The following is a 24,380-nucleotide window of genomic DNA, read 5'->3' as shown; positions in this document are numbered from 1 at the left end:
GCGTCATTCCGCCGCCTCGGCCGGCTTGGCGGGCCGGCCGCGTCGCCGCAAGGCGCCGATTCCATCCATGACCGGCCCCCAGAGCAGCAGGAACAGCGCCAGCCCGACCAGCGTCGTCACCAGCCCGTTGGCGGCGAAGACCTTGAGGCTGCCGCCCGAGCCGAGCAGCGCCTGGCGGAACGAGTCCTCGGCCCTGTCGCCGAGCACCAGCGCCAGCACCAGCGGCGCGAGCGGATAGTCGAGCTTCTTGAAGACATAGCCGACGAGGCCGAAGCCCAGCATCAGCCAGATGTCGAAGATCGAGTTCGAGATCGTGTAGGCGCCGATCGCGCAGACGATCAGGATCACCGGCGCGACATAGGAAAACGGGATGCGCATGATCGCCGCGAACAGCGGCACGGTCGCCAGCACGATGACGAGCCCGGCGAGATTGCCGAGATACATCGAGGCGATCAGCCCCCAGACGAACTGCTTCTGCTCGACGAAGAGCAGCGGCCCCGGCTGCAGCCCCCAGACCAGCAGGCCACCGAGCAGGACGGCCGCCGTCGCCGAGCCTGGAATGCCCAGCGCCAGCATCGGCAGGAGCGCGCTGGTGCCCGCCGCATGCGCCGCGGTTTCGGGTGCGAGCACACCTTCGATATTGCCCTTGCCGAAGCTGTCGGGCTGCCGCGAGAAGCGCTTGGCGAGACCGTAGCCCATGAAGGAGGCGGCGATCGCCCCGCCCGGCGTCACGCCCATCCACATGCCGACGATGGCGGAGCGCAGCAGCGTTGCCCAATAGCGCGGCAGCCCGGCCCAGGTGCGCAGCACCACCTTGAGGTCGATCTTGGCCTGCTTGCCCTTGAAGACCAGGCCCTCCTCGACGGTCAGCAGGATTTCGCTGACGCCGAACAGACCGATCACCACGACCAGGAAATCGAAGCCGCGCATCAATTCGGTCGACCCGAACGTCATGCGCAGATCGCCCGAGATCGAATCGAGCCCGACCGCCGCGAGCAGGAAACCGATGCAGAGCGAGGCCAGGATCTTGGCGCGGTTCTCGCGACCCATGCCGATGAAGGAGCAGAAGGTCAGAAGGAACACGGCGAAGAACTCGGCCGGCCCGAATCTGAGCGCGAAGGAGGCGACGAGCGGCGCCACGAAGGTGATCAGGAGCACGCCCGAGAGCGCGCCGATGAAGGAGGCGGTGAAGGCGGCCGTCAGCGCCTCCGCCGCCTTGCCCTGCACGGCCATCGGGTAGCCGTCGAAGGTCGTCGCGACCGACCAGGCCTCGCCCGGGATGTTGAACAGGATCGAGGTGATCGCTCCCCCGAACAGCGCGCCCCAATAGATCGAGGAGAGCAGGATGATCGCCGAGGTCGGGTCCATGCCGAAGGTCAGCGGCAGCAGGATCGCGACGCCGTTGGGCCCGCCCAGGCCTGGCAGCACGCCGACGATGATGCCGAGCACGACACCGATCACCATGAAGCCGACATTGTGCCAGGAGAGCGCCACCTGGAAGCCGGCCATCAGGGAGGAGAAATCGTCCATCGCTTATCCTCAGTAGCCGATCTTCAATAGCCGAGCAGGGCCTCTAACGGGCCTTTCGGCAGCGGTACGCGGAACTGCAGCTCGAACACCCAGAAGCAGGCGAGCGGCACGAGGATCGCCGTCAGCACGATCGCCCACCAGCGCGAGGTCGCGACGATGCTCATGAAGACGAGGATGAAGATGCCCGCGGCGACGTAGAGGCCGAGCGGCTGGATCAGCGCCACGAACAGCACCAGGGGCGCGAACACCCGCGCAACCTGGCCGAGCTGCTCATAGCTGACGAAGACGCGGTTCTCGGCCCGGAACGACTGCACCAGGATGAAGAGCGAGGCGGCCAGGAAGATCCAGCCGACGCGCGCCGGGAAGAAGCCGTTCTGCGGACCATTGTCCCAGCCCGCGCCGCGGCCATAGGAATCGTAGAGTACGAGCAGGCCGAGCCCGATCAGGAGGAGCGCGGTCGTGATCTCGACGGGGCGGCGGGAGAGGCCGCGCGGGGCTTGATTGTGCGGGACTTGGCTGTGCGGGACTTGGCTGTCGGAAGCGCCGGACATCACAGGCCTCACTTGGCCATGAAGCCGGCATCGCTCATCAGCTTGGCGTGCTTTTGCTCATCGAGCTTGAGGAACTGCACGAAGGCGTCGCCGTCGCGATAATCGGGAACCAGCGCGTTGCGCGCCAGATAGTCCTTCCACTCCGCGTTCTGCGAGACCTTCTTGAACAGCTCGACATAGAAGGCCTGCTGCTCCTTCGTCACCTTGCCGGGCATGAACATGCCGCGCAGCATCTGGTAGCTGACGTTCAGCCCCTGCGAGGCGCAGGTCGGGATGTCGGCCCAGGACAGGCCGTCCGCGACCTTCTCGCTATAGGCCATCTTCTGTTCGGCGAAGACGCAGAGCGGTCTGGTCGCCCCGCCGCGCCAGTTCGCCAGATCTTCGGCCGGGTTGTTGGTGTTGGCGTCAACATGATTGCCCGAAAGCTGGGTCGAGGCCTGGCCGCCGCTGGTATAGGGAATATAGGCGAATTTGACGCCGCCGGTCTTCTCCATGCCGAAGACGAGCAGATTGTCCTCGCGCTTGGACGAGGTGCCGCCGATCTTGAGCGGCTCGGGCGCTGCCTTGGCTGCCGCCATGAAATCGGCCGCGGTCTTGTAGGGGGATTTCGCATTGACCCAGAGCAGGAAGGAATCCTGCGCCATCATCGCCACCGGCGTGTAGTCCTGCCAGTTCAATGGCAGCCTGGTCGCCATCGGCGTCATGAAGATGCCGCTCGAGGTGGTGATCAGCTTGTGCGGATCGCCGGCCGATTTCTGGATGTCGAGCATGCCCTCGGCGCCGCCGGCGGCCGGCTTGTTGACGACGATGATCGGCTGGGTGGTGAGCTGGTTCTTCTGAATGATGCCCTGGATCGTGCGGGCCATCTGGTCGGAGGCGCCGCCAGCCGAGAAGGGCACGACGATCTCGATCGCCTTGGTCGGCTCCCAGGCAGCTGCGGGCGCGACGCCGGCAAACAACGCGGATACGGCAAGCCAATGCTGCTTCATGATCCTCAACCTCCCTTAAGTCGCGCTCTGACGGCGTCGTGAGGGAAGCCTAGAACCAAAGAAATCTGCATTCAATCTGAAATTTACAACGACACAAAATGACCACCAATCGTCATTGCGAGCGCAGCGAAGCAATCCAGGAGGGCTCGCTCTACGTCCCCTGGATTGCTTCGCTGCGCTCGCAATGACGCAGGGTTGCTACGCGACCTCTGCCTGCGCCGCCTTGCGCTTGTTGCGCAGGTGCTGGAACAGGATGTCGCTGAGTTCGCTGCCGGCGCGCCGGCGCAGCGCGTCCAGGATCGCCTCATGCTCCCGCATCGCCTCGCCCCAGCGGTCGCGCTCCTTGGCGAGATTGGCCGAATAGCGCACGCGGCGGATGCGCCCGGCGAAGCTGGCATAGGTCGCGCTCAGTGTCGCATTGCCGGCCGCCTCGACGATCATGCGATGGATCGCCTGGTTGCACTGGAAGTAGCCATGCATCTCGCGGCGCAGGTAGAAACGATACATTTCATGGTGCGTTTGCTCGATTTCGGCTACTTCCGCGTCCGAAATGCGCTCGCAGGCCAGGCGTCCGGCCAATGCCTCAAGCCCGCCCATCACGTCGAAGAGCTCGCGCAGATCCTCAGCACTCAATTCGCGCACGCGTGCGCCGCGGTTCGGCAGCAGGTCGATCAGCCCTTCGGCAGCGAGCACTTTCAGCGCCTCGCGCAAGGGCGTGCGCGAGATGCCGAAGCGGTCGCAGAGCAGGCGCTCGGGAATGCGCGCGCCATCGGCGAGATTGCCCTCGACGATGTAGTCGCGCAGCGCCGTCACCAGCCCGTCATGCAGCGAAACCGCCGCCTTGGGTGTCGTGTTGGCGGGCGCGTCGTGCATCTCGGGTGCTGGAATCTGCATGATTTCCAGGTCCGGAATTGTGCTTGTCATGGCCAATGGGTACGCCAAGCTTGGTCGGCTGTCGAGATAGCGGGCGCTCGCTTTGCGTTCTAATGAGAGATTGCATTCTCAAAAAATGAATGCAAAAAATCGGCTATGAAGAACGCGCAATCGAAATGCGCACGAGGGAGGATACGCCATGGCAACGCAGCAGGGTCGACATTTCCTGCATATTCCGGGGCCGAGTCCCATCCCCGATCGTGTCCTGCGCGCCATGGACATGCCGATCATCGACCATCGCAGTGCCGAGTTCGCCAGGCTCGGCAAGGCTGTGCTGGAGGGCTGCAAGGCCGTCTTCAAGACCGCGCAACCGGTGGTGATCTACCCGTCCTCGGGCACCGGTGCCTGGGAGGCGGCGATCGTCAACACGCTTTCATCAGGCGATACCGTGCTGATGGCGGAAACCGGTCATTTCGCCACGCTCTGGCGCCAGATCGCGGCGCGTTTCGGCATCAATGTCGATTTCATCCCGGGCGATTGGCGCCGCGGGGCCGATCCGGCGGCGATCGAGGCCAGGCTCGTCGCGGACAAGGCGCGCACCATCAAGGCCGTGATGGTGGTCCATAACGAGACCTCGACCGGTTCGACGAGCCGGATTGCCGAGATCCGCAAGGCGATCGACGCTGCCGGCCACCCGGCCCTGTTCATGGTCGACACCATCTCCTCGCTCGCCTCGGTCGACTACCGCCATGACGAATGGCAGGTCGACGTCACCGTTTCCGGTTCGCAGAAGGGGCTGATGCTGCCGCCGGGCTTGAGCTTCAACGCGGTCTCCGAGAAGGCGATGGCGGCTTCAAAAACCAACACGCTGCCGCGTTCCTATTGGGACTGGCAGGAGATGGTGAAGATCAACGCCAACGGCTTCTTCCCCTACACGCCGGCGACGAACCTGCTCTATGGGCTGCGCGAGGCGCTCGCGATGCTGCAGGAGGAGGGGCTGGACAATGTCTTCTCCCGGCATCGGCGCCTTGCCGCCGCGACGCGCGCCGCCGTCAAGGCCTGGGGGCTGGAGGTGCTCTGCGAGAACCCGGCCGAGCAATCGCCGGTGTTGACCGCCGTGATGATGCCGCCGAGCCACAGCGCCGACCGCTACCGCAAGATCACGCTCGAGAAGTACAACATCTCGCTCGGCTCCGGGCTGGGCAAGGTCGCAGACAAGGTCTTCCGCGTCGGCCATCTCGGCGAATGCAACGAGCTTATGCTGCTGGGCGCGCTGTCGGGCGTCGAGATGGGGCTGGCGGCGGCCGGCGTGCCGCATCGCAGCGGCGGCGTCATGGCGGCGATGGCCGCGCTCGAGGCGCGCGACGACGGCAATCAGGCGCCGGTTGCGGCGGTGGCCTGAGCGCTGTGTACCTGAAGGCTGTGTAGAGGTTCGCGCCACGCTGCCATCGCGGGGCGGCCTCTATGGTGCTAGGCTTCGCGCGTCACCTCCGGCGCGGGGCATGAAAGCGATGCAGGACAGCCACCGCGTGCTCTTCACGAGCCCGGCCGAATTCATCGACAGCGATCACCCGAATGTGATTGAGCAGGCGCAGCGGCTGACGGCGGGCGTTGCCGAGCCGGTAGCCCAGGCGCGGCTGCTTTATGCTGCGGTGCGGGATGAGATCCGCTACGATCCCTATCGCGATTATCTCGACACCGGCAGCTATCGCGCCAGCGCCGTGCTTGCGGCCGGCACGGGCTATTGCGTCGGCAAGGCGGCGCTCTATGCCGCGCTGTGCCGCGCGCTCGGCATCCCGGCGCGGATCGGCCTCGCCGACGTCATGAACCATCTCGCCACGCCGCGCCTGCTGGAGGCTGTCGGCACGAATGTCTTCGCCTATCACGGCTATGCCGAGGTTTTTCTCGGCGGCCGCTGGCTGAAAGCCTCGCCGACCTTCAATGCGAGCCTGTGCGCGAAGCTCGGTGTCGCGCCGCTGTTTTTCGACGGCCGGCATGACGCGCTGCTCCAAAGCTTCGACGGGCAGGGTCGCGAATTCATGGCCTATATCGCCGATCACGGCGCCTTCTTCGACGTGCCGGTGAAATTCCTGATCATCGAAATGACGCGGCTCTACCCGAAACTCTGCATTCCCGGCGGCCTGCGCGGCGCCTCGATGGAGCAGGAAGCGAAGGTCTGAGCGCGCAAAAAGCGCGGCTGAGACGCCGTCCAACGGCCAACGCCAGATTGCGCTCAGGAAATTGTGCAACTGCGAAGGCGATCCAGAAATCGCCGCAATCGCCGCCCATATCATAAGCAGGCTTATGATATCCGAGGCACCGCAGATGAAGCGCCCGCTGAAGCGTGAATTGACGTTCCAATTGGTCGAGACCGCGCGGCTCCTGCGGGCCTATGTCGACCAGCGCGCCCACCAGCATGGCACGACCCGCGCGCAATGGGGCGTGCTCGGGCGCCTGCGCCGCCAGGAGGGCCTCAACCAGGCCGCCCTGGCCGAGCAGCTCGATGTCCAGCCGATCTCGGTGGGTCGGCTGCTCGACCGGCTGGAGCAACAGAAGCTGGTCGAGCGCCGGCCAGACCCGAACGATCGACGCGCCTACCTCCTGCATCTGACGCCCGATGGACGCGCGCTGGTCGATGATCTCGACACGGTGCGCGGCGAGATCGCCGGCGAAGTGCTGGATGGCGTCGAGGAGGCGGCGATCATCACGACGCTGGAGACGCTTGCCATGATGAGCGAACGCATCCGCCTGCAGAAACAAGAACGCCTGACACAGCTTGCGGCGAATCTCGCCGACAGCGCCGCTTGATCCCCCGGAGCCACTCACCGATGCAGCGTAAGACTCTTTTCTCGATTGCTCTCCTGGCCACGGTCGCAGTTGCGACCGGCGCGTGGTTCACGACGTCTCGCGGCGCCGTCGATCCCGGTGACGGTGCGCGTTCGGCCCGTGCCGGGCGCAGCGGCGAGGGCGCTCCCGTCGCCGTGGTGACGGCGCTGGCCGAGCGGGCCAACATGCCCGTGCGCAAGCGCGCCATCGGCTTCGTCGAGACACCGGCCAGCGTCGTGGTGAAGTCGCGGCTCGACAGCCAGCTCATGGAGCAGAACGTCGTCGACGGGCAGTTCGTCAAGGCGGGCGATCTGCTCTTCACCCTCGACGACCGCGACCTCAAGGCGCAGATCGAGAAGGACGAGGCGGCGATCGCCCGCGACCAGGCACTGCATAAGCGCACCGAGGCCGATCTGACGCGCTACCAGCAACTGCTGCTCAAGAATGCCGGCACGCAGCAATCGGTCGACCAGGCGACGGCCGATGAGCGCTCGGCCGCGGCGACCATCCTCTCCGACAAGGCGACGCTCGACGCCGACAAGCTCAAGCTCGGCTACACCCGCATCCTGGCGCCCATCGACGGCCGCGCCGGCGCGGTCCAGGTCACGCCGGGTAATCTCGTCGGCGCCAACAGCACCGGCCTGGGTCTCGTCACCTTGACCCAGATGAAGCCGCTGCGGGTCACCTTCACCTTGCCCGAGCGCGACCTGTCGGTGCTGCAGCGGGCTCTCGGCTCCGGCCGCGCCATTCCCGTGACGGCGAGCGTGCCCGATTCCGGCAAGCCGCCCGCTCAGGGAACCCTGAACTTCGTCGATTCCACTGTCGACATGACCTCGGGCACGATCACGGCCAAGGGCTCCTTCAGCAATGACGACCTCGCGCTCTGGCCCGGCCAGTATGTCGATGTCGAGATCGCCGCCGACACCCTGATGGGCACGACGGTGGTTCCCACTGTCGCCGTCCAGACCGGCCAGAAGGGCGCCTATGTCTATGTCGCCAAGGCCGACCAGACGGCCGAGCTGCGCCAGATCAAGGTCGCGCTGAGCGATGGCGACCGCACGGCGCTGAGCGAGGGCCTCGAGCCCGGCGAGCGCGTCGTCACCGACGGCCAGATGCGGCTCAAGACCGGTGTGCGCATTCGTGAGCGCGCCGCCAAGGACAGCGCGCCGGCCGATCCGGCCGCGCAGGGCACGCCCATCGCGCAGGGAGCCAAGTCGTGAACATCTCCGGCTTCTGCATCCGCCACCCGGTGGCGACGATCCTGATGTCGGTCTCGCTCGTGCTGGCGGGGCTGTTTGCCTATCGCTTCCTGCCGGTCGCGGCCCTGCCGCGCGCGGAATTCCCGGTGGTGAACGTCTCCGCGCAATTGCCCGGCGCCTCGCCCGACACCATGGCGACCTCGGTCGCGACGCCGCTCGTCAAGCAGTTCGCCACTATCGCCGGCATCGATTCGATCGCGACGACGAATGCCCAGGGGTCGACCTCGATCGCGATCCAGTTCGTGCTGAACCGCAATATCGACGCGGCCGCCGCCGATGTGCAGGCCGCCATCACTCGCGCCCAGAAGCAGCTCCCGCTCGAGATGACGACGCCGCCGAGCTACCGCAAGGTGAACCCGGCCGATGCGCCGATCATCCTGATGGCGCTGAAGAGCGATGTCGTGCCGCTCTCGCAGCTCGATGCCTTTGCCCAGCAGGTCATCTCGCCGGCGCTCTCGACGGTCGACGGCGTCGCGCAGGTCCTGATCTTCGGCAGCCAGAAATACGCAGTCCGCATCCAGATAGACCCGATCGCGCTGGCCGCGCGCGGCATCGGCGTCGACGATCTGCAGGCGGCGATCACCGCGACCAATGCCAACACGCCGGTCGGTACGCTGCAGAACACCAGCCAGCAGCTCACCATCCAGGCCCGCACGCAGCTCGCCGATGCCGCGCAGTTCGCCAACGTCATCATCGCCACGCGCAACGGCAAGCCGGTGCGCCTGGGCGATGTCGCCAAGGTCATCGATTCCGTCGAGAACTCGCTGACGGCGAGCGCCTATGACGGCATGCCCGCGGTGGTTCTCGCCGTGCAGCGCCAGCCCGACGCCAACACCGTCGAGGTCGTCGACAAGGTCAAGGCGATGCTGCCGGCCTTTTCCGAGCAATTGCCGGCCGCGGCTTCTTTGTCCCTGCTGAACGACCGCTCCGTCTCGATCCGCATGGCCGTGGACGATGTCCAGTTCACCTTGCTGCTGACGATCGGCCTCGTGGTGATGGTGATCTTCGCCTTCCTGCGTCGCGTCGCCGCGACCTTCATCCCTGCCGTGGCGGTGCCGATCTCGATCATCGCGACGCTTGCGGCGATGTATGGCTTCGGCTTCTCGATCGACAACATCTCGCTGCTCGGCCTGACGCTCTCCGTCGGCCTCGTCGTCGACGACGCCATCGTGATGCTGGAGAACATTGTCCGCCATATGGAGGAGGACGGGATCCCGGCTTATGAGGCGGCGCTCAAGGGCGCGGGCGAGATCGGCTTCACCATCATCTCGATCTCGCTCTCGCTGGTCGCGGTCTTCATCCCGGTTCTGCTGATGGGCGGCGTCATCGGCCGCATCTTCAACGAATTCGCCGTGGTCGTGACGGTCTCGATCCTGGCCTCGGCCTTCGTCTCGCTGACGCTGACGCCGATGCTGTGCTCGCGGCTGCTGAGCGGCTATTCGGAGCACCATAAGGAGAACGCCTTCGGACGCGTGCTCGAGGCCGGGTTCGACGGCATCCTGCGCGGCTATGACAAGGCGCTGACGGTATGCCTGCGTTTCCAGCCGGTGATGCTGCTGGCCTTCTTCGGCACGCTTGCTCTCAGCGTCTGGCTGCTCCAGACCGCGCCCAAGGGCTTCTTCCCCCAGGAGGATATCGGCCAGCTCCAGGTCGCGACCGAGGCGCGCCAGGACGTCTCCTTCCCGGCCATGCAGGCGCTCCAGGCACAGGTGGCGGATGTGTTCAGCCGCTCGCCTTTCGTCGCCCATGTCGCCTCCACCGTCGGCGGCAGCAGCGGCAATGCCGGCGCCCTCAACGCCGGCCGCCTCTTCGTCGAGCTGAAGCCGCAGAATGAGCGGCCGCCGCTGCAGGCGGTGCTTGCCGGCCTGCGTCGTGATCTCGCGCCGATCGCCGGCATCACCGCCTATATGACGCCGGTCCAGAACCTCAACATCGGCGCGCGCGCCTCCAAGAGCCAGTACCAGCTCGTCGTGCAGGGGCTCGACCAGGGCCTGATGAACGAATGGTCGGTGAAGCTCGCCGACGCGATGGCCCGTGATCCCGCGACCTTCATCGACGTCACCACCGATCTGCAGAACAGCGCGGCGGAAGCGACGCTGGTGATCGACCGCGACAAGGCCAACCAGCTCAAGATCGGCTCCGACATCCTGCGCTCGACGCTCTATTCCGGCTTCGGCGTGCGTCAGGTCTCGACCATCTACACCACCGGCGACAGCTATCAGGTCATCGTCGAGTTCGATCCCAAGGGCGGCTGGTCGGCCGACAAGCTCGACCAGATCCGCATCCGTGCCAGCAACGGCAATCTGGTGCCGCTCAGCGCCTTCGCGCGTGTCGAGCGCACGACGGGCCTGCTCACCGTCAACCAGCTTGGCCAGCTTCCGGCCGTGACGATCTCCTACAACCTGCCGGCGGGCGTCGCGCTCGGCGACAGCGTCACCAAGATCGAGGCGCTGAAGGCCGAGATCAACCTGCCGAAGTCGCTCTCGACGACATTGGCCGGCACGGCCAAGACCTTCCAGGATTCGCTCGCCAATCAGGGCCTGCTGATCGCGGGTGCGATCCTGACGATCTATATCGTGCTCGGCATCCTCTATGAGAGCTTCATCCACCCGCTGACGATCCTGACCGGATTGCCCTCGGCCGCGATCGGCGCGCTGGGCGCGCTCAGGCTGTTCGGGCTCGATCTCTCGGTCATCGCCATCATCGGCCTTCTGATGCTGATCGGCATCGTCAAGAAGAACGCGATCATGATGATCGACGTTGCGCTCGTGCTGAAACGCGAGGGCAAGACGCCGCAGGAGGCGATCCACCAGGCCTGCGTGATGCGGTTCCGGCCGATCCTGATGACGACGCTCGCGGCCTTGATGGGCACGCTGCCGATCGCGCTCGGCGCCGGCGCCAGCGCCGAGCTGCGTCAGCCGCTCGGCATCGCCGTGGTCGGTGGGTTGATGATCTCGCAGGTGCTGACGCTGTTCATCACCCCGGTGCTGTTCCTCTACATGGAGCGGCTCTCGAACGGGCTCGACTGGCTGTTTTCGCGGAAGAAGCCGGGAGAGGTTGCCGCACACGCCCATCCGGCTCCGGCGGAGTGAGGCCCGACAGGGAAGGGGATCGTGGTCCGGTCTCTGGCGGGTTATCCAATGGGGCCAGACCCTGGGTGGTCGCATAGGGCGATTTCGATGTTGCCATCGAGTATGGCATCGAGATCGCTCGAATGGCGCGGGACAGAGATGCGGCCGTCTGTTGTTGGTTTGGCGATTGGGCTGCTCATCTGCTCGGCGGCAGCGTCTCATGCTGATGAAGCCTGGGATGCTTATCAGCGCGACGATTATGCGACCGCGCTCAGATTATGGCGCGTTCAATCCGACAAGGGCGACGTCGCGGCCCCGGCCCATATCGGCGATCTCTACCTGCAAGGATCTGGGGTCAGCGAAAGCCGGGCCGAGGCGTTCAAATGGTATCGCCTATCCGCGGAGCGCGGATTTGCCCGGGCCCAATCCTATATCGGCGATATGTACCGAAGCGGAAACGGCACGCGCCAGGACAAGGCCCAGGCGGTATTATGGTACCGCAAGGCGGCGGAGCAGGGCTTCCCGACCGCAATGAACGCGCTCGGCGACATGTACAATGTCGGAGAGGGCGTCGCCAAGGATGAGGCCGAGGCGCAGCGCTGGTACCAAAAGTTCAACGACGCGAACTGACGATGAGGTCCCCGCATGCCTCATCGACGTGATCGATCACTCCGGCTTGAGCGCGAGCGACCGGAAAATCGTATTCAGCTGCGGGCTCATCGGTAGATCGATGCTGTCACCGCCCGGCAGCCGTTGCAGGAACCAGCGCTTGTAGAGGCGGTCGAGATCGCCATCCTCCGCCAGCTGGTGAAAGGCTTCGGCAACGGTTTTGGCCAGCGGCGCATCGCCCTTGCGGAACATGATGCCGTAAGGGTCGTAAGACAGGAAGTCGCCCAGCACAGTAAAAGCGTTCTTCGCCTTGTTCTGGGCGATCAGGCCATAAAGCAGCACGTCATCGAGCGCGAACGCCTCCGCCTTGCCGCTGACGATCTCGGCGAATGATTGGGCGTGATCCGGCGCAACGAGTAGTTTTATGTCCAATTTGAACTTTTCGGACAGGTCGCGCATCGCTTTTTCGTTGGTGGTTCCTGCCGTCACCACCACGGTCTTGTCCTTCAGATCGCGGAACGAGCGCACCGGCGAATTGAGCTTCACCATCAGCTTGGTGCCGGAGACGAACATGGTGGGCGAGAAGCTCACCACCTTTTGCCGTTCGATATTGCTTGTCGTCGATCCGCATTCGAGGTCGATTTTACCTGCGACAACAGCCTCGATCCGGCTCTCGGACGTCACGGGCACAAATTTCAGGCTGAGATCGCGATCGACCTCCCGACCGATCGCTTCCACCAGCGCCCGGCATATCTCGATGGAGTAGCCGACCGGCTCTTTGCCGGCCGACAGATAGGAAAACGGAATCGAGCTCTCGCGGTAGCCGATCGTCACGAAACCTGAATCACGCGCCGATTTGAGAACCCCCGTCAGGACCGTCGCCGGTTCACTCTGCGCCAGGGCATGGCCCGGTGCGAGCGCAACCCAGACCAATGCGAGAGCGGTGAGAGATCTCGTGATCCCGGCAATTGCAGCTGCCCAAATCTCGGCTGCCCAAACGGACACGCGATCACGGGGTCTCACGCGGGCACCGCAGCGGGGAGCGCCGCGTCGAGCGAGTGGGCAAATGCCTCGGCCTCGTCCTCAGGCAGCAATTCCCCTTCCCATTTGGCGACGACCGCGGTCGCGATCGAATTTCCGACCGCGTTGGTCGCTGAACGACCCATATCGAGGAAGGTATCGACGCCAAGGATCAGCAACAACCCGGCCTCGGGGATGTTGAACTGATTGAGCGTCGCTGCGATCACCACGAGCGATGCGCGCGGCACCCCGGCCATACCCTTCGAGGTCAGCATCAAGATCAACAACATCGTGATCTGTGTGCCCAATGTCAGCGGGATATTGTAGGCCTGCGCGATGAACAGGGTAGCAAATGTGCAGTACATCATCGAGCCGTCGAGATTGAACGAGTATCCCATCGGCATGACAAAGCTCGAGATCTTCCGTTTCACACCAAAACGGTCGAGAGCGTCGAGGATTTTGGGGTAGGCAGCCTCGGAGCTGGCTGTCGCAAAGGACAGCATGAATGCTTCCTTGATCAAGACCAGCAGCTTGAGCACTCTTGGGCCAAGGAACACGTAACCAGCCAGGACCAACAGACCCCACAGGACGAACAATCCCAGATAGAAATCCCCCATGAACACCGCGAATTTCAGCAGGATCTCGAGGCCGTTGACGGCGACCGTTGCGGCCATCGCAGCGAATACGGCGAGCGGTGCCAGCTTCATCACATAGCCGGTGATCTTGAGCATGACATGCGCAAGCTGGTCGATGCCTTCGACGATCAGCTTGCCCTTCTCACCCAGAGCGGCAAGCGCGACGCCAAAGAACATCGAGAACACGACGATTTGCAGGATCTCGTTGTTCGCCATCGCCTCCGCGAACGACTTCGGCACGAGGTGCGCCACGAAATCCTTCAAGGTGAATTTCGAGGTCGCGAGATTGGCCGATGCGCCGATGTCAGGTAGCGGCAGACCCAGATTATGTCCGGGCTGCAGCAGATTGGCCAGAATAAGGCCCAGCACCAGGGAAACCAGCGATGCCGTGACGAACCAGCCGAGCGCTTTGCCGAAGACCCGTCCGACAGATGCCGCATCGCCCATATGCGCGATGCCGACGACCAGGGTCGAAAACACCAGTGGTGCGATCAACATCTTGATCAGCCGCAGGAATATGTCCGACATGATCGAGATATAGCCAGCAATATCCGATGCGCTCTTCCTGTCAGGAAAATTAGAGAAGATCATGTAGCCAACAATAATGCCCAGAACCATCGCGATAATAATGTTAGCCGCGGGGGGTAATTTCTTTGGCATGTCGCGGCTCCTGAGCGAGAGACTGAAGCTTTTGATAATCGTCGTGGGCGGCTACTCTAAGAAGTGAGTCCTGATTTCTGACGTTGGCTAAGAATGCGGGCTGTGTCCAACTTCGTCAAGCGCCATCAAGACGCTCAATCCGTCCGGCATCAGAGTCTAAATGGCCGACAGCAGGCAGCAGCCAGCCCTTATAGTGCGTCAGCAGGCCGATCACGGGCAGCGTCAGCTTCACGTCGAAATGGAAGCGCCCCTCAGTGTCGGCATATTCCCGCGCTTCCGATTTCGGCTGCAGGAATGAGGGCAGGGGCAGGCCCAGGCAACGCATCGTCGCGACCGGCAGTTCGAGCCCGCCGCCGTCTACGGCCAGGCCGAGCTTGAAGGAGAGAGGTCCGAACGCCTCCCAGAGTTCGCCCCCGGCATGCGTCGAGAGCCGCGATGAAAACCGCACCCCGCCGAAGTTTCGCGTCCAGATCTCGGCAGGGCCGGAGGGGGAGGCGATGCGCTCGATGGAGAAGGTGAGCGGAATGTCGCGGCCGGCCGGCGGCAGGCCGATGATCTTGCGCAGCAGCCGGGCGATGACGCCGTTGCCGGTCTCGATCTCGGAACGGCCATGCCAGACCGGCGAGCCGTTCCTGCCATGCAAGGTTTTGAGCGGCGCGGCCAGTGCCGCAAAGGCGGCCTTGCCGAGAGCGGCCTCGAAAACCGCTTCGCCATGACGTGTCGTCTCGCTATGCGTGCTGATCGCATAGGGCGTCATTTCGGCCTCGATGGCGGCGAGCGTCAGCGCGCCTGCCGCGGGCCGCGCCCCGGGCGCGATCTGGCCTGCGAGCAAGGCGCGCAATGCGGCGGCAGCAGGCAGCGTCGGAACATGCGGCCCGTCGCCCCGCTCGGCCAGCAGGGACCAGCGCGCCGTCCGCAATTCGCTGTTCGCATCGAGCCCCGTCGCCTCGACCAGCATGCCGCCACGGTCGGAGGTCGGCAGCCGTGTCAGCTTGCGCCCCGCCAGCAAGGCGGGGATCAAGGGCTTCAGTTCGCCGAGCCAGCCAGCTCGGCGCAACCGCGCCAGCATGCCGATGCCGAACTGCTCGATCGGCGATTCGAGGCCGGCCTGGAAGGCGACGCGCGAGCGCACAGCGAGCCTTGGGCCGAGCCATTGCGCATCGACGGTCTCGACGGCGGCGCCCCGTCGCGAACCGAGACCCGGCATCGTCACCCGCCGCCCATCGATCCAAGCATCCGTCTCCTGGAGTTCGCCCTCGCGCCAGATCGGGATCGGCCTGCCGGCATAGCTCAGGATCGCGGCGATGACCGCCTCGCCGACCTCGCTGCGCCCGCCGGGCGTGATCGTGATGTCGAGCGTGTCGATGCGCCGCCAGCCTTCGGTCAACACTGTCACGGCAGCGCAGGACAAGGCCGGCGTCGAGCTTGCGCCGGCAAGCGCGACGAGCCCGCGCTCGTGGGCGAGGCTGTCCAGCGCCGGGCCGAAACCGAGGATGTAGTCGCGCGCATCGGCGAGATCGACGACATGGGCGCCGGCCGTCAGCGCCGCGCGCGGAACGTCATAGCCTGCTCCCTGGAACGGCCCGGAGGCGTCGATGACCAACCAGGGCGAGAGTTTAGCCAAAGCCGCGTCGAGATCGCGCCGGTGGTCGAGGCCGATGCCCCGGATTGTCGTCGTCGCGGCGGTGGCGATGCTGTCGGCGAGTGCGCGCGCTTTGGTTTCGCTGCGCGAGGTGAGGGTCAGATCGAGCCCGTCCATGCCGGCGATATGCCGGGCGAGCCTTTGCCCGAAGACGCCGGTTCCGCCGATCAGCAGCACGCCTTTGGTCGTCATGACGCCTCGGGCAGGCTGAACCGATGGCGCTGGGCTGGACCCGGCATCTCGCAGGAGGCCTTCTGGCCAAACAGGCGATAGCGGTTGCGCGCGACCCGGTCGTAGAGCCAGTCGCGCAGGGTGCGTGGCAGAACCCTTCCCGCCAGCAGCAGCCGTGCCGGCCCGTCGAGATGCCTGATCAAAGCGAGCACGCCGTCGGATTTCGGCAAGGCGACGCCGTTCTCGATGAACAGGAAGCTCTCGGGGGCGTCAGGATCGATGCCGTGGGCCAGCGCCAGTTCGCGGCCTTCGCGCGACTGGATCGCGACGAAGCGCATCGCCTGGTCGCGCTCATGCTTCAAAGCGTAGCGCACCCCGCCTGAGCAGAGCACGCAGACGCCGTCATAGAGCCAGACCGGCGGGTTGTTCCCGGGAGGCCGGCTCATGAATGCTGGTCCCGGTAATGCCCGGTCTGATCAAGCAATTCGCCGAAAAGCGGGTGGGCGAGATGCAGCGTGAAAGCGAAGGCGCCGGGGCCGGTCTCGCCATGGCTGACGGTCAGCGCGCCGGGCGAGAGCCAGGCAGGCAAGGGCAGCCGGAAGCGGCCGAGCTGAAGATTGTAGCCGGCGCTGCGAAACAGCAGCATCCCACCCTCGACATGGAGCGTCAGCGCCATTGCGATGCCGAAGCCGATATACTCCTCCAACCCGGTCGGGCCCGAGAAGCGCTTGGCGGAATGGATGACCTGCGGAAAGCCGGCCTGCCTGGCGTAGAGCCGGGTCCAGACCTGGCCGCCGGTCGTGGCATCCTCGGTCACGGTGACGACGCTGGCGACGTCCGTATCCAAGCAGATCGGCAAGGGCGCGCCGATCAGGCGCAACGCCTGCGACAGGATGCGCCCGGCCCGGTTCATGCGCAGCTCGGTGATGTGTCCGACATAGGTCGCAGCGGCGTTGCCGCTCAAGCGCTTGGAGAAGCGGCGCTGGACGTCGGCGGGAAGTTCGCTCCATGGCTGCGGGCCCAGCAGGGCGCGGAAGCGCAGATCGACGAGGGCGGGCGTCGCGGCAGGTCCGGCGGGCTCTTCCATCTGCCTGTGTGCATGAGCCGACATGGTGGCTTGCTCCAGCTCCTTGTTTCAACGCGTTCTCGTCACGCGAACCGGTGTCCGCTTCGCTCGAAAGCGCTCCAGGCCGCCCGTTTCAGCTCTTTCCTCCGGGCAGGAAGGAGGCGATCTTCGATCCCAGCCGGATCAGCATGTCGCGCTTGCCCTGCGGGATCGACAGCATCTGGCCGTACCAGCGGTCGAGCGCGGCGGTGAACTCCAGCATGTCGTGCAGGCGCTGCCGCGCGACCGGGGTGACCTTCGGGTCGTGGTCCGCCTTCGCGACGCAGTTGCGCAGCGCCGTCAGTGCCGGGTCGATCTCGCGCTGCTTGCGGCCAGCGGCGATGCGCGCCGCGATCTCCCAGACATTGGTCTCGGCCTCGAAATGGTCGCGCCGGTCCTGCCGCATCGGCACGCGCCGGATCAGGTTCCAGCCCAGCAATTCCTTGATCGAATTGGAGACGTTGGAGCGGGCCATGTCGAGGCTCTCGGCGATGTCCTCGGCGGTCAGCGGCCGCTCGGCCAGATAGAGGAAGGCGTGGATCTGGCTGATCGAGCGGTTGACGCCCCACTGCCCGCCGAGATCGCCCCATTGCAGGATGAAGGCCTCGAGCGGTTCGGGGAGCGCTTCTCTCGTGTCTGTGATTTCTGTCATAACAGAAATGTAAGACAAGGCACCGACCGGCGCAAGCCTCGGCCCAAGAGATCGTCTGGAACCTCCAGCCCTCATCCTGAGGAGCCGCGTAAGCGGCGTCTCGAAGGATGCTCCAGATGGTTCAGGAGTTTCCTGGGGCATCCTTCAAGACGCGGGCTACGCCCGCTCCTCAGGATGAGGGCTCGGGAGGTTTCCCAGCGGGCTCTAGGAGGCGGCCGGCTTCTGATAGGGCGTCTTGACGCCCTGCTCGGCGAAGGTCGAGCGGTTGGCGCCCTGGCGCTTCTTGATCTCGGCGCGGGCGATGGTGCGCAGATGCACCTCGTCGGGGCCGTCGATGAAGCGCAGCGCCCGGCCCCAGGAGTAGATGAAGGCGAGCGGCGTGTCGTTGGAGAGCCCGCCGGCGCCGAAGACCTGCATGGCGCGGTCGGCGATCCGGGTCTGGAGCCGGGTCGCGGCGACCTTGATGGCGGAGACCTCGACACGCGCCGCCTTGTTGCCCTGCGTGTCCATCATCCAGGCGGCGCGCAGGCAGAGCAGCCGGGCCTGGTCGATCTCCATGCGCCCCTCGGCGATCCAGTCCTGCACATTGGCGTAGTCGGCGAGCTGGCGGCTAAAGGCTTTTCGCTGCAGCGCCCGCTCGATCATCAGTTCGAGCGCGACCTCGCATTGGCCGATCGAGCGCATGCAATGGTGGATGCGCCCCGGGCCGAGCCGCGCCTGCGCCAGCGCGAAGCCCGCGCCTTCCTCGCCCAGAATATTGGCGGCGGGCACGCGGACTTGGGAAAAATCGGTCTCGGTGTGCCCTTCCGGTGAAAAATGGTTCAGCAGCGGCAGGTTGCGCATCACGGTGAGGCCGGGCGCATCCATCGGCACGATCACCATGGAATGGCGCTTATGCGGATCGGCCTCGGGGCGCGTATCGGATAGCCCCATCACGATGCAGAATTTGACGTTGGGGTGCAGCGCCCCGGTCGTCCACCATTTCCGGCCGGTGATGACGTAGTCGTCGCCGTCGCGGATGATCGTGGTCTGCAGATTGGTCGGGTCCGAAGAGGCGACGCCGGGTTCGGTGATGCCGACGCAGGAGCGGATCTCGCCATTCATCAATGGCACGAGCCAGCGCGAGCGCTGCTCCGCCGTTGCGAACATGTGCAGGATTTCCATGTTCCCGGTGTCGGGGGCGTTGCAGTTGAACACCTCCGAGGACCAGTAGATCCGCCCCATGATCTCGGCGAGCGGCGCATATTCGAGATTGCTCAGCCTTGTGCCGGGCTCGTCCGCTTTCAAGGCGGGCAGGAACAGGTTCCACAGGCCGGCCGCCTTGGCCTTGGCCTTCAAGCCGTCGATCAGCGCCATGGGATAGCGCCCGGCCTCGACCTCATGCTTCCAGGCGGCATCGGCCGGCTGGACATGGGCATCCATGAAATCCTGGAGCTTTGCCCGCAGGGCCTCGACCTTGTCGGAATAGGCGAAATCCATGGCGGTCCTCGTTCAGCTTTTGTCGTTGATCACGGCGTCAGCCCGCAGCGCGAAACTCTCCGCCATCGCGCCGACTGCGACCGCATTCTCTGCTGCCGCATTGCCCGATTTCGCGCGCGCCGCGATACCGTCGAGAATGACCGCGAAACGAAACAGCGAGAAGGCGAGATGGAAGCGCCCGGGCCCGCTGGCGCGCCCGGCGGCGGCGCAATAGCGCTCGAGATATTCGGCCTGCGTCGGGATGCCGAGCGCCGCGCGGTCGAGCCCGACGATGCCGGCATACATTGCCGGCGTCGAATGCCAGGGCAGGCAGGAGAAAGCGACGTCCGAGAGCGGGTGCCCCAGCGTCGCGAGCTCCCAGTCGAGCACGGCGACGATCTGCGGCTCGTCGGGCGCGAACATCAGATTGCCGAGCCGGAAATCGCCATGGACGATCGTCGTCTCCGCACTCTCGTCGAGATTCTCGCTCAGCCAATCGATGGCGCGGTCGATCGCCGGGATGGGCCGAGTCCTGGTTTCGCGCCATTGCCCGCCCCAGCGCCTGAGTTGGCGTGCATAATAGTTGCCGGGCTTGCCGAAATCGGTGAGCCCGGCCGCCTGCCAGTCGAAGGCATGCAGCGCAGCCAGCGTCTCGGCCATGGCAAAGTACATGGCGCGGCGATCATCACTGGATACACCGGGCAGGGCGGTGTCGTGGAAGACGCGGCCCTCCAGCCGTTCCATCAGATAGAAGGGCGTGCCGACGACGTCATCCTGCTCATGCAACAGCAGCACCGGCGGCACCGGCACGGCCGAGCCCGCCAATGCCTTGAGGATGCGGTATTCGCGGTCCACCGCATGGGCCGAGGGCAGCAAGGGGCCCGGCGGCTTCTTGCGCAGCACCAGCCGCGTGCCGGCATCCGGATAGGACAGAAAGAAGGTCGGGTTCGACTGACCGCCGCTGATCCGCTCCAGGCTTATCTGTCCGCCGGTCCGGCCGGGCAGGGCAGAGCGCAGGAAAGCGTCCAGCCGGGCGGGATCGAATTCAGGACTGGTGGAGGCTGGGCCGGTCGTCATGGCCGGCATCATCGTGAGGCCGGCGGGGGAGGTCAACGCGACGATCGGCGCAAGGCCGGATTTCAGCGTCCGGTGCCGCCGATCTCCGCTGCCATCTTCTCGGCGATCATCACCGTGCTCAGATGCGTGTTGGCGCGCACCACCTCCGGCATGATCGAGGCGTCGATCACCCGCAGGCCCGTGCAGCCGATCACGCGGCAATGCGGATCGACCACGCTGCGGGGATCGTCTGCTGCGCCCATCCGGCAGGTGCCGCTGGCGTGCTGCGCGTCCGAGCATTCTTCGAACAACCAGTCGTCGAGCTCGCTCGCGTCGAATGGCTGCTCGATCGAGCGTCCAGACAGCCCGTATTCGACGCGCGAGGCGATCGCCTTCATCGCCTCCGTTGCGGCCAGCGCCTCGACCCGGCGCACGCCGTCGCGCATGCGGATAAGGTCGCGCTCGTCGGAGAGCATGCGCTCATCCACTTGCGGATCGATGCCCGGATCCGTCGTGGTGATGCGGACGCGGCCCTGGCTGAAGGCCTGGTAGACCGAGACGGCGAGCCGCCCGAGCGTGAGGTCGCCGCCGCCGAAGGAGGCGAGGTTGCCGGCGATCACGATCATGTCGTTCTCGCTCGCGCCACCAAGGCCCGAGCCGTAGCGCAGGCAGCAATTGGTGTGGCGGTGCATCGGCGTGTCGACCATCGCCGTCTCCCTGAGGCGCAGGAACAGCGGCATGATCGGGTGGTCGAGCAGGTTTTCGCCGACCGGCAGATCGGCGATGACGGGGATGCCGAGCGAAGCCGAGAGCGCGGCCGGGCCAATGCCGGAGCGCTGCAGGATGGCGGGCGAATGGATCGCCCCCGCACAGAGAATGACCTCGCGGGTCGCGCGCGGCGAAAAGCTCTCGCCGCCGACGCGGACCTCGACGCCGCCGACATGCGGCCGGTTGCCCTCGACCTTGAGTCGGGAGACCAGGGCATTGCCGATGATGGTCAGGTTGGCGCGCCCGCGCGCCGGCTCCAGATAGCCGTCATTGGTCGAGACGCGGACGCCATTGCTGCTGTTGATCGCATAGGGAGAGGCGCCCGTGCCTTCCGGCGCATTGTGGTCCTCGCACCAGCCATAGCCGCAGGCGAGCGCCGCTTCCTTCAGAGCCCGGTCGACCCGGCCCCATTGCGCCTCGGGCGCGCGATAGACCGGGATCGGCCCGCTATCGCCATGCCAGGGCGCGCCGCCGAAATTCACATCGGTTTCGAGCCGGTTGAAAGAGGGCAGGACATCGGCCCAGCCCCAATCGGCGCAGCCTTGCGCCGCCCAGCGCTCGAAATCATCCGGTACGCCGCGAATCGCGATCTGGCCGTTGATGGTCGATGAGCCACCGACAGCCCGCCCGCGCCAGAGCAGCTTGGGCTCCTGCCGCTCGGTTCGGCGCGCCATCAGTTGCGGCCAGCGATAATCGTCGTCGGCGATCGCCCGCATCGGATTGGGGATGCGGATATGCTCCGGCGTCTCCGCCGTGCGAAAATCGCGCCCCGCTTCGAGCAGCAGCACGCGGACCGCCGGATTCTCGCTCAGCCGCGCGGCCATGACCGCGCCGGCCGAGCCCGCACCGATGATGATGTAGTCGTAGTCGCTCTCGATCATGGGGACTCCGCGAAGGGCGCGTCGCGGAGGATAGAGCATTGTCGGGCGAAGTGGACACCGGTCCGCGTGAAGACAATGCGATAAAACAAAGAGCTAGCGCATTGTCGAGCGAAGTGGAGAAAAGCGGAAATTCTCTAGCCTCAGGCCGCACGCAGGTTCGACAGGAAATGCGTGACGAGGTCGCTGATCATCCCGGCCGAAGCCTCGACCTGGACGGCGGCGCTGTCGAGCTCGATCGACATCTTGGTGACGTCGCCGATCGACATCCGCGCGGCCTGAGCCGAGAGCAGGCCTTCCTGCGTCCTGGTGGCGGCTTCCTGCGTGTTGACGGCCATCTCGTTCGTGGCGGCTGAGCGCTCCTGGACCGTCTGGGCGATCGAGGCAGAGGATTCCTCCAGCCGGGCGATGGTCAGGCTGATCGAGTTCACATGGGTGACGCAGGATTCGGTCGCCGACTGCACTTGCGCGATCTGCGTCGAGATCTCGGCGGTGGCGCTGGCGGTCTGGTGCGCCAGCGATTTGACCTCGCCGGCGACGACCGCGAAGCCCTTGCCGGCCTCGCCGGCGCGCGCCGCTTCGATGGTGGCGTTCAAGGCGAGCAGGTTGGTCTTGGTCGCGATCTGCTGGATCAGGGTCACGATCGAGCCGATACGGCCGGCAGCCTCCGCCAGCACGGCGATCGACGCGGTGACCTCGCGCGTATCGGCCACGGCCTGGCCGGTGATCGAGAAGCTCTGCTGCGCCTCGCTGCTGACATGGTCGAGTGCGCGCACCAGATCATTCGTCGCCGTCACCGTGCTGGTGATGCGCTGGGTGCAGTCGCGCGCCGCATCCTCCGCAAGCGTGGCTTCGCGGTCGGCCTGGCCGCTGCGGTAATGGCTGGTCGCGGCGTAGTTTCTTAAGGTGGTGGCCGCGGTTTTCAGGCTCTCCGAGAGCTGGACGATGTTGTTCTGGAAGGACGAGGCGGCCAGATGGAGCTGGTTCTCCCGCTGCGTCAGGTTGATTCGGCTCGCCCGTTGATGACAGGAGGTTGCGGCGATGGCGTCGCAAAGGATCAGCCGGGTCAGGGCGGCGCATTCCTCGATCACCTTGCGGCTGCTGAAGCGCCGGCGGCGACCGATTTCCTTGAAGAGCGGATCGATCAAGCGCAGCGTCGTGCCCAGCCGCGTGCGGATGCCCAGGGCGTCGCCGAACTCGGTCAAGGCCGCCTTGTTGAGGGAGGCGACGTAGTCCTCGCCGAATTCACCGCCGAACAAGGTCTTGAGGTGCTGTTCCTCGGCCTGGACGACCGCCTGCCGGTGCTCGGCGACATGGGGCTTCATGTCGGCGACCGAGCGCTCGAGATGGTCGCAATAGGCGTGGCAGGCATCGCCGGCCTTGGCGGAGAGGACCGGCAGCAGGGAACGGGCGATCGCGCGGGCCTGGTCGTCGACGCCGGATGCAAGCAGGAGACGCTCGACGGCGGTGCCGGTGATGGCGACAGGCTTCACTCCCGATGAATCGGTTTTCGGATGACGGTCCAAGGAATGCTGCAGCCTGAACGTTTGCCCAGCTCAGACAATCCCATCAAAGTCTTAATGAATCTCGGAGCGCGCCTGCACGTATTTTAAGCTGCGCCGTGCCTATGAATGAACCTGGAACCCTGGGCGGGGACCCTAGGGCCGCGGCGTTTCGATCCCCGGAATGCCGCCGATCTCGTGGGCGAGGAAGTCGACCAGCAGCCGGACCCGGGCGATGCCCGCGCGCTCGGGCACGATCAGCAGGCTCAGTGGCACGAAAGGTAGCGCGTAGTCGGGCAGGATCACCTCGAGCCGGCCGGTAGCCAGGAGATCGCCGACCAGCCACTGATGGGTCGGGCCGATGCCGCGCCCGGCGGCCAGGGCCTCGCGCGCGGCAAGCCCGTGGTCGACCCGGAACCGCCCACTGAGGGGCACGACATGGCGCGCGCCGTCCGGCCCTTGCAGGCTCAGCGTGTCGCTGCCCGCCACATTCGACATCCGGATGCCTTCATGGCCGGAGAGATCCTGCGGTGTCGTCGGCCTCCCGCGCGCCGCCAGATAATCCGGCGCCGCCACCAGCAGGCGCCGGCATTGGCCGAGAACCCTGAGCTTCATAGAGCTGTCGCTGAGCGGGCCCAGGCGCAGCGCGATGTCGACGCCTTCACGGACAAGGTCGACGCGTTCGTCGGTGAGGCTGAGATCGACCCCGATCTCGGGATAGCGATCCTGGAACGCGAAGATCAGCCGGCTGGCGTGCAGGACCCCGAACGCCGCGGTGCAGGAGATCCGGATCGTGCCGACCGGTGCGCCCCGCGTGCCTCGCGCCTCGTCGCCGGCCTGCTCGACCAGACGCAAGATCTGGACGCAGTCCGCATAGTAGCGGCCGCCTTCGTCGGTCAACGTGACGCGCCGGGTGGTCCGGCTCAGAAGCGGCACGCCGACGGCCTCCTCGAGCTCGCGCAGATGCCGGGTGATCGTCGACTGCCCGACCTCGAGCTCGCGCGCGACCGCCGACAGGCTGCCGCGCTCGGCGACGCGGACGAAGCTGCGCATGCGTTCGAGCGTGACGTCAGATCTATCCATTATCCGGCACAATCTTATGCATTGCCAACATCTAACGGATCG

The 24,380-nt window shown here is 65.5% G+C and carries 21 protein-coding genes; 6 read left to right on the top strand and 15 right to left on the bottom strand.

Annotated features, from left to right (window positions below):
- Positions 1–3: 3 nt before the first annotated feature.
- From J2Y55_RS10215 to J2Y55_RS10200, 4 genes are all read right to left on the bottom strand, one after another.
- On the bottom strand, positions 4–1,530 hold the full coding sequence (locus J2Y55_RS10215; protein ID WP_310151693.1) for a tripartite tricarboxylate transporter permease: 1,527 nt from the start codon (positions 1,528–1,530) through the stop codon (positions 4–6).
- 23 nt (positions 1,531–1,553) lie between these two features.
- On the bottom strand, positions 1,554–2,081 hold the full coding sequence (locus J2Y55_RS10210; protein WP_310151690.1) for a tripartite tricarboxylate transporter TctB family protein: 528 nt from the start codon (positions 2,079–2,081) through the stop codon (positions 1,554–1,556).
- Positions 2,082–2,089: 8 nt separating this feature from the next.
- Positions 2,090–3,070 carry a Bug family tripartite tricarboxylate transporter substrate binding protein gene (locus J2Y55_RS10205; protein ID WP_310151687.1) on the bottom strand — a complete coding sequence of 327 codons (981 nt, stop codon included), beginning with the start codon at positions 3,068–3,070 and terminating at the stop codon, positions 2,090–2,092.
- 198 nt (positions 3,071–3,268) lie between these two features.
- Entirely contained in the window at positions 3,269–3,964 is a 696-nt protein-coding gene (locus J2Y55_RS10200) for a GntR family transcriptional regulator (RefSeq protein ID WP_404978875.1), read from the bottom strand.
- 178 nt (positions 3,965–4,142) lie between these two features.
- Between J2Y55_RS10200 and J2Y55_RS10195 the strand changes: the two genes are divergently transcribed.
- The 6 genes from J2Y55_RS10195 (at position 4,143) to J2Y55_RS10170 (ending at position 11,729) form a co-directional block, all read left to right on the top strand.
- Positions 4,143–5,345, top strand: coding sequence for a pyridoxal-phosphate-dependent aminotransferase family protein (locus tag J2Y55_RS10195; RefSeq protein WP_310151684.1), 1,203 nt, complete (start codon positions 4,143–4,145; stop codon positions 5,343–5,345).
- Between the two features lie 100 nt (positions 5,346–5,445).
- A complete protein-coding gene (locus J2Y55_RS10190; RefSeq protein WP_310151681.1) occupies positions 5,446–6,123 on the top strand; it encodes a transglutaminase-like domain-containing protein in 678 nt (225 codons plus the stop codon).
- 145 nt (positions 6,124–6,268) lie between these two features.
- On the top strand, positions 6,269–6,751 hold the full coding sequence (locus J2Y55_RS10185; RefSeq protein ID WP_310151678.1) for a MarR family winged helix-turn-helix transcriptional regulator: 483 nt from the start codon (positions 6,269–6,271) through the stop codon (positions 6,749–6,751).
- 20 nt (positions 6,752–6,771) lie between these two features.
- Positions 6,772–7,989, top strand: a complete 1,218-nt coding sequence (locus J2Y55_RS10180; protein ID WP_310151674.1) for an efflux RND transporter periplasmic adaptor subunit — start codon at positions 6,772–6,774, stop codon at positions 7,987–7,989.
- A 44-nt stretch (positions 7,990–8,033) separates the two neighbouring features.
- Positions 8,034–11,120, top strand: a complete 3,087-nt coding sequence (locus tag J2Y55_RS10175) for an efflux RND transporter permease subunit (protein ID WP_404978882.1) — start codon at positions 8,034–8,036, stop codon at positions 11,118–11,120.
- Positions 11,121–11,207: 87 nt separating this feature from the next.
- Positions 11,208–11,729, top strand: coding sequence for a tetratricopeptide repeat protein (locus tag J2Y55_RS10170; RefSeq protein ID WP_310151668.1), 522 nt, complete (start codon positions 11,208–11,210; stop codon positions 11,727–11,729).
- Positions 11,730–11,765: 36 nt separating this feature from the next.
- Here the strand turns inward: J2Y55_RS10170 and J2Y55_RS10165 are convergent, their stop codons facing one another.
- The 11 genes from J2Y55_RS10165 to J2Y55_RS10115 form a co-directional block, all read right to left on the bottom strand.
- Positions 11,766–12,713, bottom strand: a complete 948-nt coding sequence (locus tag J2Y55_RS10165) for an amino acid ABC transporter substrate-binding protein (protein WP_310151665.1) — start codon at positions 12,711–12,713, stop codon at positions 11,766–11,768.
- A 14-nt stretch (positions 12,714–12,727) separates the two neighbouring features.
- On the bottom strand, positions 12,728–14,023 hold the full coding sequence (locus J2Y55_RS10160) for a dicarboxylate/amino acid:cation symporter (RefSeq protein WP_310151661.1): 1,296 nt from the start codon (positions 14,021–14,023) through the stop codon (positions 12,728–12,730).
- Between the two features lie 115 nt (positions 14,024–14,138).
- On the bottom strand, positions 14,139–15,857 hold the full coding sequence (locus J2Y55_RS10155; RefSeq protein ID WP_310151658.1) for an SDR family oxidoreductase: 1,719 nt from the start codon (positions 15,855–15,857) through the stop codon (positions 14,139–14,141).
- Complete coding sequence (locus J2Y55_RS10150; protein WP_310151655.1) at positions 15,854–16,282, bottom strand: thiol-disulfide oxidoreductase DCC family protein; 429 nt, start codon at positions 16,280–16,282, stop codon at positions 15,854–15,856. Before J2Y55_RS10150 ends, J2Y55_RS10155 begins: the two co-directional genes overlap by 4 nt.
- On the bottom strand, positions 16,279–16,947 hold the full coding sequence (locus tag J2Y55_RS10145) for a DUF4166 domain-containing protein (RefSeq protein ID WP_310151653.1): 669 nt from the start codon (positions 16,945–16,947) through the stop codon (positions 16,279–16,281). Before J2Y55_RS10145 ends, J2Y55_RS10150 begins: the two co-directional genes overlap by 4 nt.
- A gap of 88 nt (positions 16,948–17,035) precedes the next feature.
- Positions 17,036–17,593, bottom strand: coding sequence for a GbsR/MarR family transcriptional regulator (locus tag J2Y55_RS10140; protein ID WP_310151648.1), 558 nt, complete (start codon positions 17,591–17,593; stop codon positions 17,036–17,038).
- A 204-nt stretch (positions 17,594–17,797) separates the two neighbouring features.
- On the bottom strand, positions 17,798–19,072 hold the full coding sequence (locus J2Y55_RS10135; RefSeq protein ID WP_310151644.1) for an acyl-CoA dehydrogenase family protein: 1,275 nt from the start codon (positions 19,070–19,072) through the stop codon (positions 17,798–17,800).
- Positions 19,073–19,084: 12 nt separating this feature from the next.
- Complete coding sequence (locus J2Y55_RS10130) at positions 19,085–20,128, bottom strand: phosphotransferase family protein (RefSeq protein ID WP_310151642.1); 1,044 nt, start codon at positions 20,126–20,128, stop codon at positions 19,085–19,087.
- A 62-nt stretch (positions 20,129–20,190) separates the two neighbouring features.
- Positions 20,191–21,756 (bottom strand): GMC family oxidoreductase, encoded by a 1,566-nt coding sequence (locus J2Y55_RS10125; RefSeq protein ID WP_310151639.1) that lies wholly within the window; start codon positions 21,754–21,756, stop codon positions 20,191–20,193.
- A 140-nt stretch (positions 21,757–21,896) separates the two neighbouring features.
- Positions 21,897–23,246 (bottom strand): methyl-accepting chemotaxis protein, encoded by a 1,350-nt coding sequence (locus J2Y55_RS10120; protein WP_310151636.1) that lies wholly within the window; start codon positions 23,244–23,246, stop codon positions 21,897–21,899.
- 165 nt (positions 23,247–23,411) lie between these two features.
- A complete protein-coding gene (locus J2Y55_RS10115; protein WP_310151633.1) occupies positions 23,412–24,338 on the bottom strand; it encodes a LysR family transcriptional regulator in 927 nt (308 codons plus the stop codon).
- Positions 24,339–24,380 lie beyond the last annotated feature (42 nt).

Origin of the sequence: Allobosea sp. BE125, assembly GCF_031456075.1 — a bacterium.
Lineage (GTDB): Bacteria > Pseudomonadota > Alphaproteobacteria > Rhizobiales > Beijerinckiaceae > Allobosea.
Note: the sequence above shows the minus strand (reverse complement) of the source record. Positions and strands in the feature narration are given on the sequence as shown.

Excerpts from the sequence above, each read along its gene's own strand:
- J2Y55_RS10195 (WP_310151684.1), top strand. The coding sequence starts at position 4,143 with ATGGCAACGCAGCAGGGTCGACATTTCCTGCATATTCCGGGGCCGAGT.
- J2Y55_RS10135 (WP_310151644.1), bottom strand. The coding sequence starts at position 19,072 with ATGGATTTCGCCTATTCCGACAAGGTCGAGGCCCTGCGGGCAAAGCTC.
- J2Y55_RS10160 (WP_310151661.1), bottom strand. The coding sequence starts at position 14,023 with ATGCCAAAGAAATTACCCCCCGCGGCTAACATTATTATCGCGATGGTT.
- J2Y55_RS10190 (WP_310151681.1), top strand. The coding sequence starts at position 5,446 with ATGAAAGCGATGCAGGACAGCCACCGCGTGCTCTTCACGAGCCCGGCC.
- J2Y55_RS10210 (WP_310151690.1), bottom strand. The coding sequence starts at position 2,081 with ATGTCCGGCGCTTCCGACAGCCAAGTCCCGCACAGCCAAGTCCCGCAC.
- J2Y55_RS10180 (WP_310151674.1), top strand. The coding sequence starts at position 6,772 with ATGCAGCGTAAGACTCTTTTCTCGATTGCTCTCCTGGCCACGGTCGCA.
- J2Y55_RS10130 (WP_310151642.1), bottom strand. The coding sequence starts at position 20,128 with ATGACGACCGGCCCAGCCTCCACCAGTCCTGAATTCGATCCCGCCCGG.
- J2Y55_RS10140 (WP_310151648.1), bottom strand. The coding sequence starts at position 17,593 with ATGACAGAAATCACAGACACGAGAGAAGCGCTCCCCGAACCGCTCGAG.
- J2Y55_RS10205 (WP_310151687.1), bottom strand. The coding sequence starts at position 3,070 with ATGAAGCAGCATTGGCTTGCCGTATCCGCGTTGTTTGCCGGCGTCGCG.
- J2Y55_RS10125 (WP_310151639.1), bottom strand. The coding sequence starts at position 21,756 with ATGATCGAGAGCGACTACGACTACATCATCATCGGTGCGGGCTCGGCC.
- J2Y55_RS10185 (WP_310151678.1), top strand. The coding sequence starts at position 6,269 with ATGAAGCGCCCGCTGAAGCGTGAATTGACGTTCCAATTGGTCGAGACC.
- J2Y55_RS10145 (WP_310151653.1), bottom strand. The coding sequence starts at position 16,947 with ATGTCGGCTCATGCACACAGGCAGATGGAAGAGCCCGCCGGACCTGCC.
- J2Y55_RS10115 (WP_310151633.1), bottom strand. The coding sequence starts at position 24,338 with ATGGATAGATCTGACGTCACGCTCGAACGCATGCGCAGCTTCGTCCGC.
- J2Y55_RS10150 (WP_310151655.1), bottom strand. The coding sequence starts at position 16,282 with ATGAGCCGGCCTCCCGGGAACAACCCGCCGGTCTGGCTCTATGACGGC.
- J2Y55_RS10175 (WP_404978882.1), top strand. The coding sequence starts at position 8,034 with ATGTCGGTCTCGCTCGTGCTGGCGGGGCTGTTTGCCTATCGCTTCCTG.
- J2Y55_RS10200 (WP_404978875.1), bottom strand. The coding sequence starts at position 3,964 with ATGCAGATTCCAGCACCCGAGATGCACGACGCGCCCGCCAACACGACA.
- J2Y55_RS10170 (WP_310151668.1), top strand. The coding sequence starts at position 11,208 with ATGTTGCCATCGAGTATGGCATCGAGATCGCTCGAATGGCGCGGGACA.
- J2Y55_RS10155 (WP_310151658.1), bottom strand. The coding sequence starts at position 15,857 with ATGACGACCAAAGGCGTGCTGCTGATCGGCGGAACCGGCGTCTTCGGG.
- J2Y55_RS10215 (WP_310151693.1), bottom strand. The coding sequence starts at position 1,530 with ATGGACGATTTCTCCTCCCTGATGGCCGGCTTCCAGGTGGCGCTCTCC.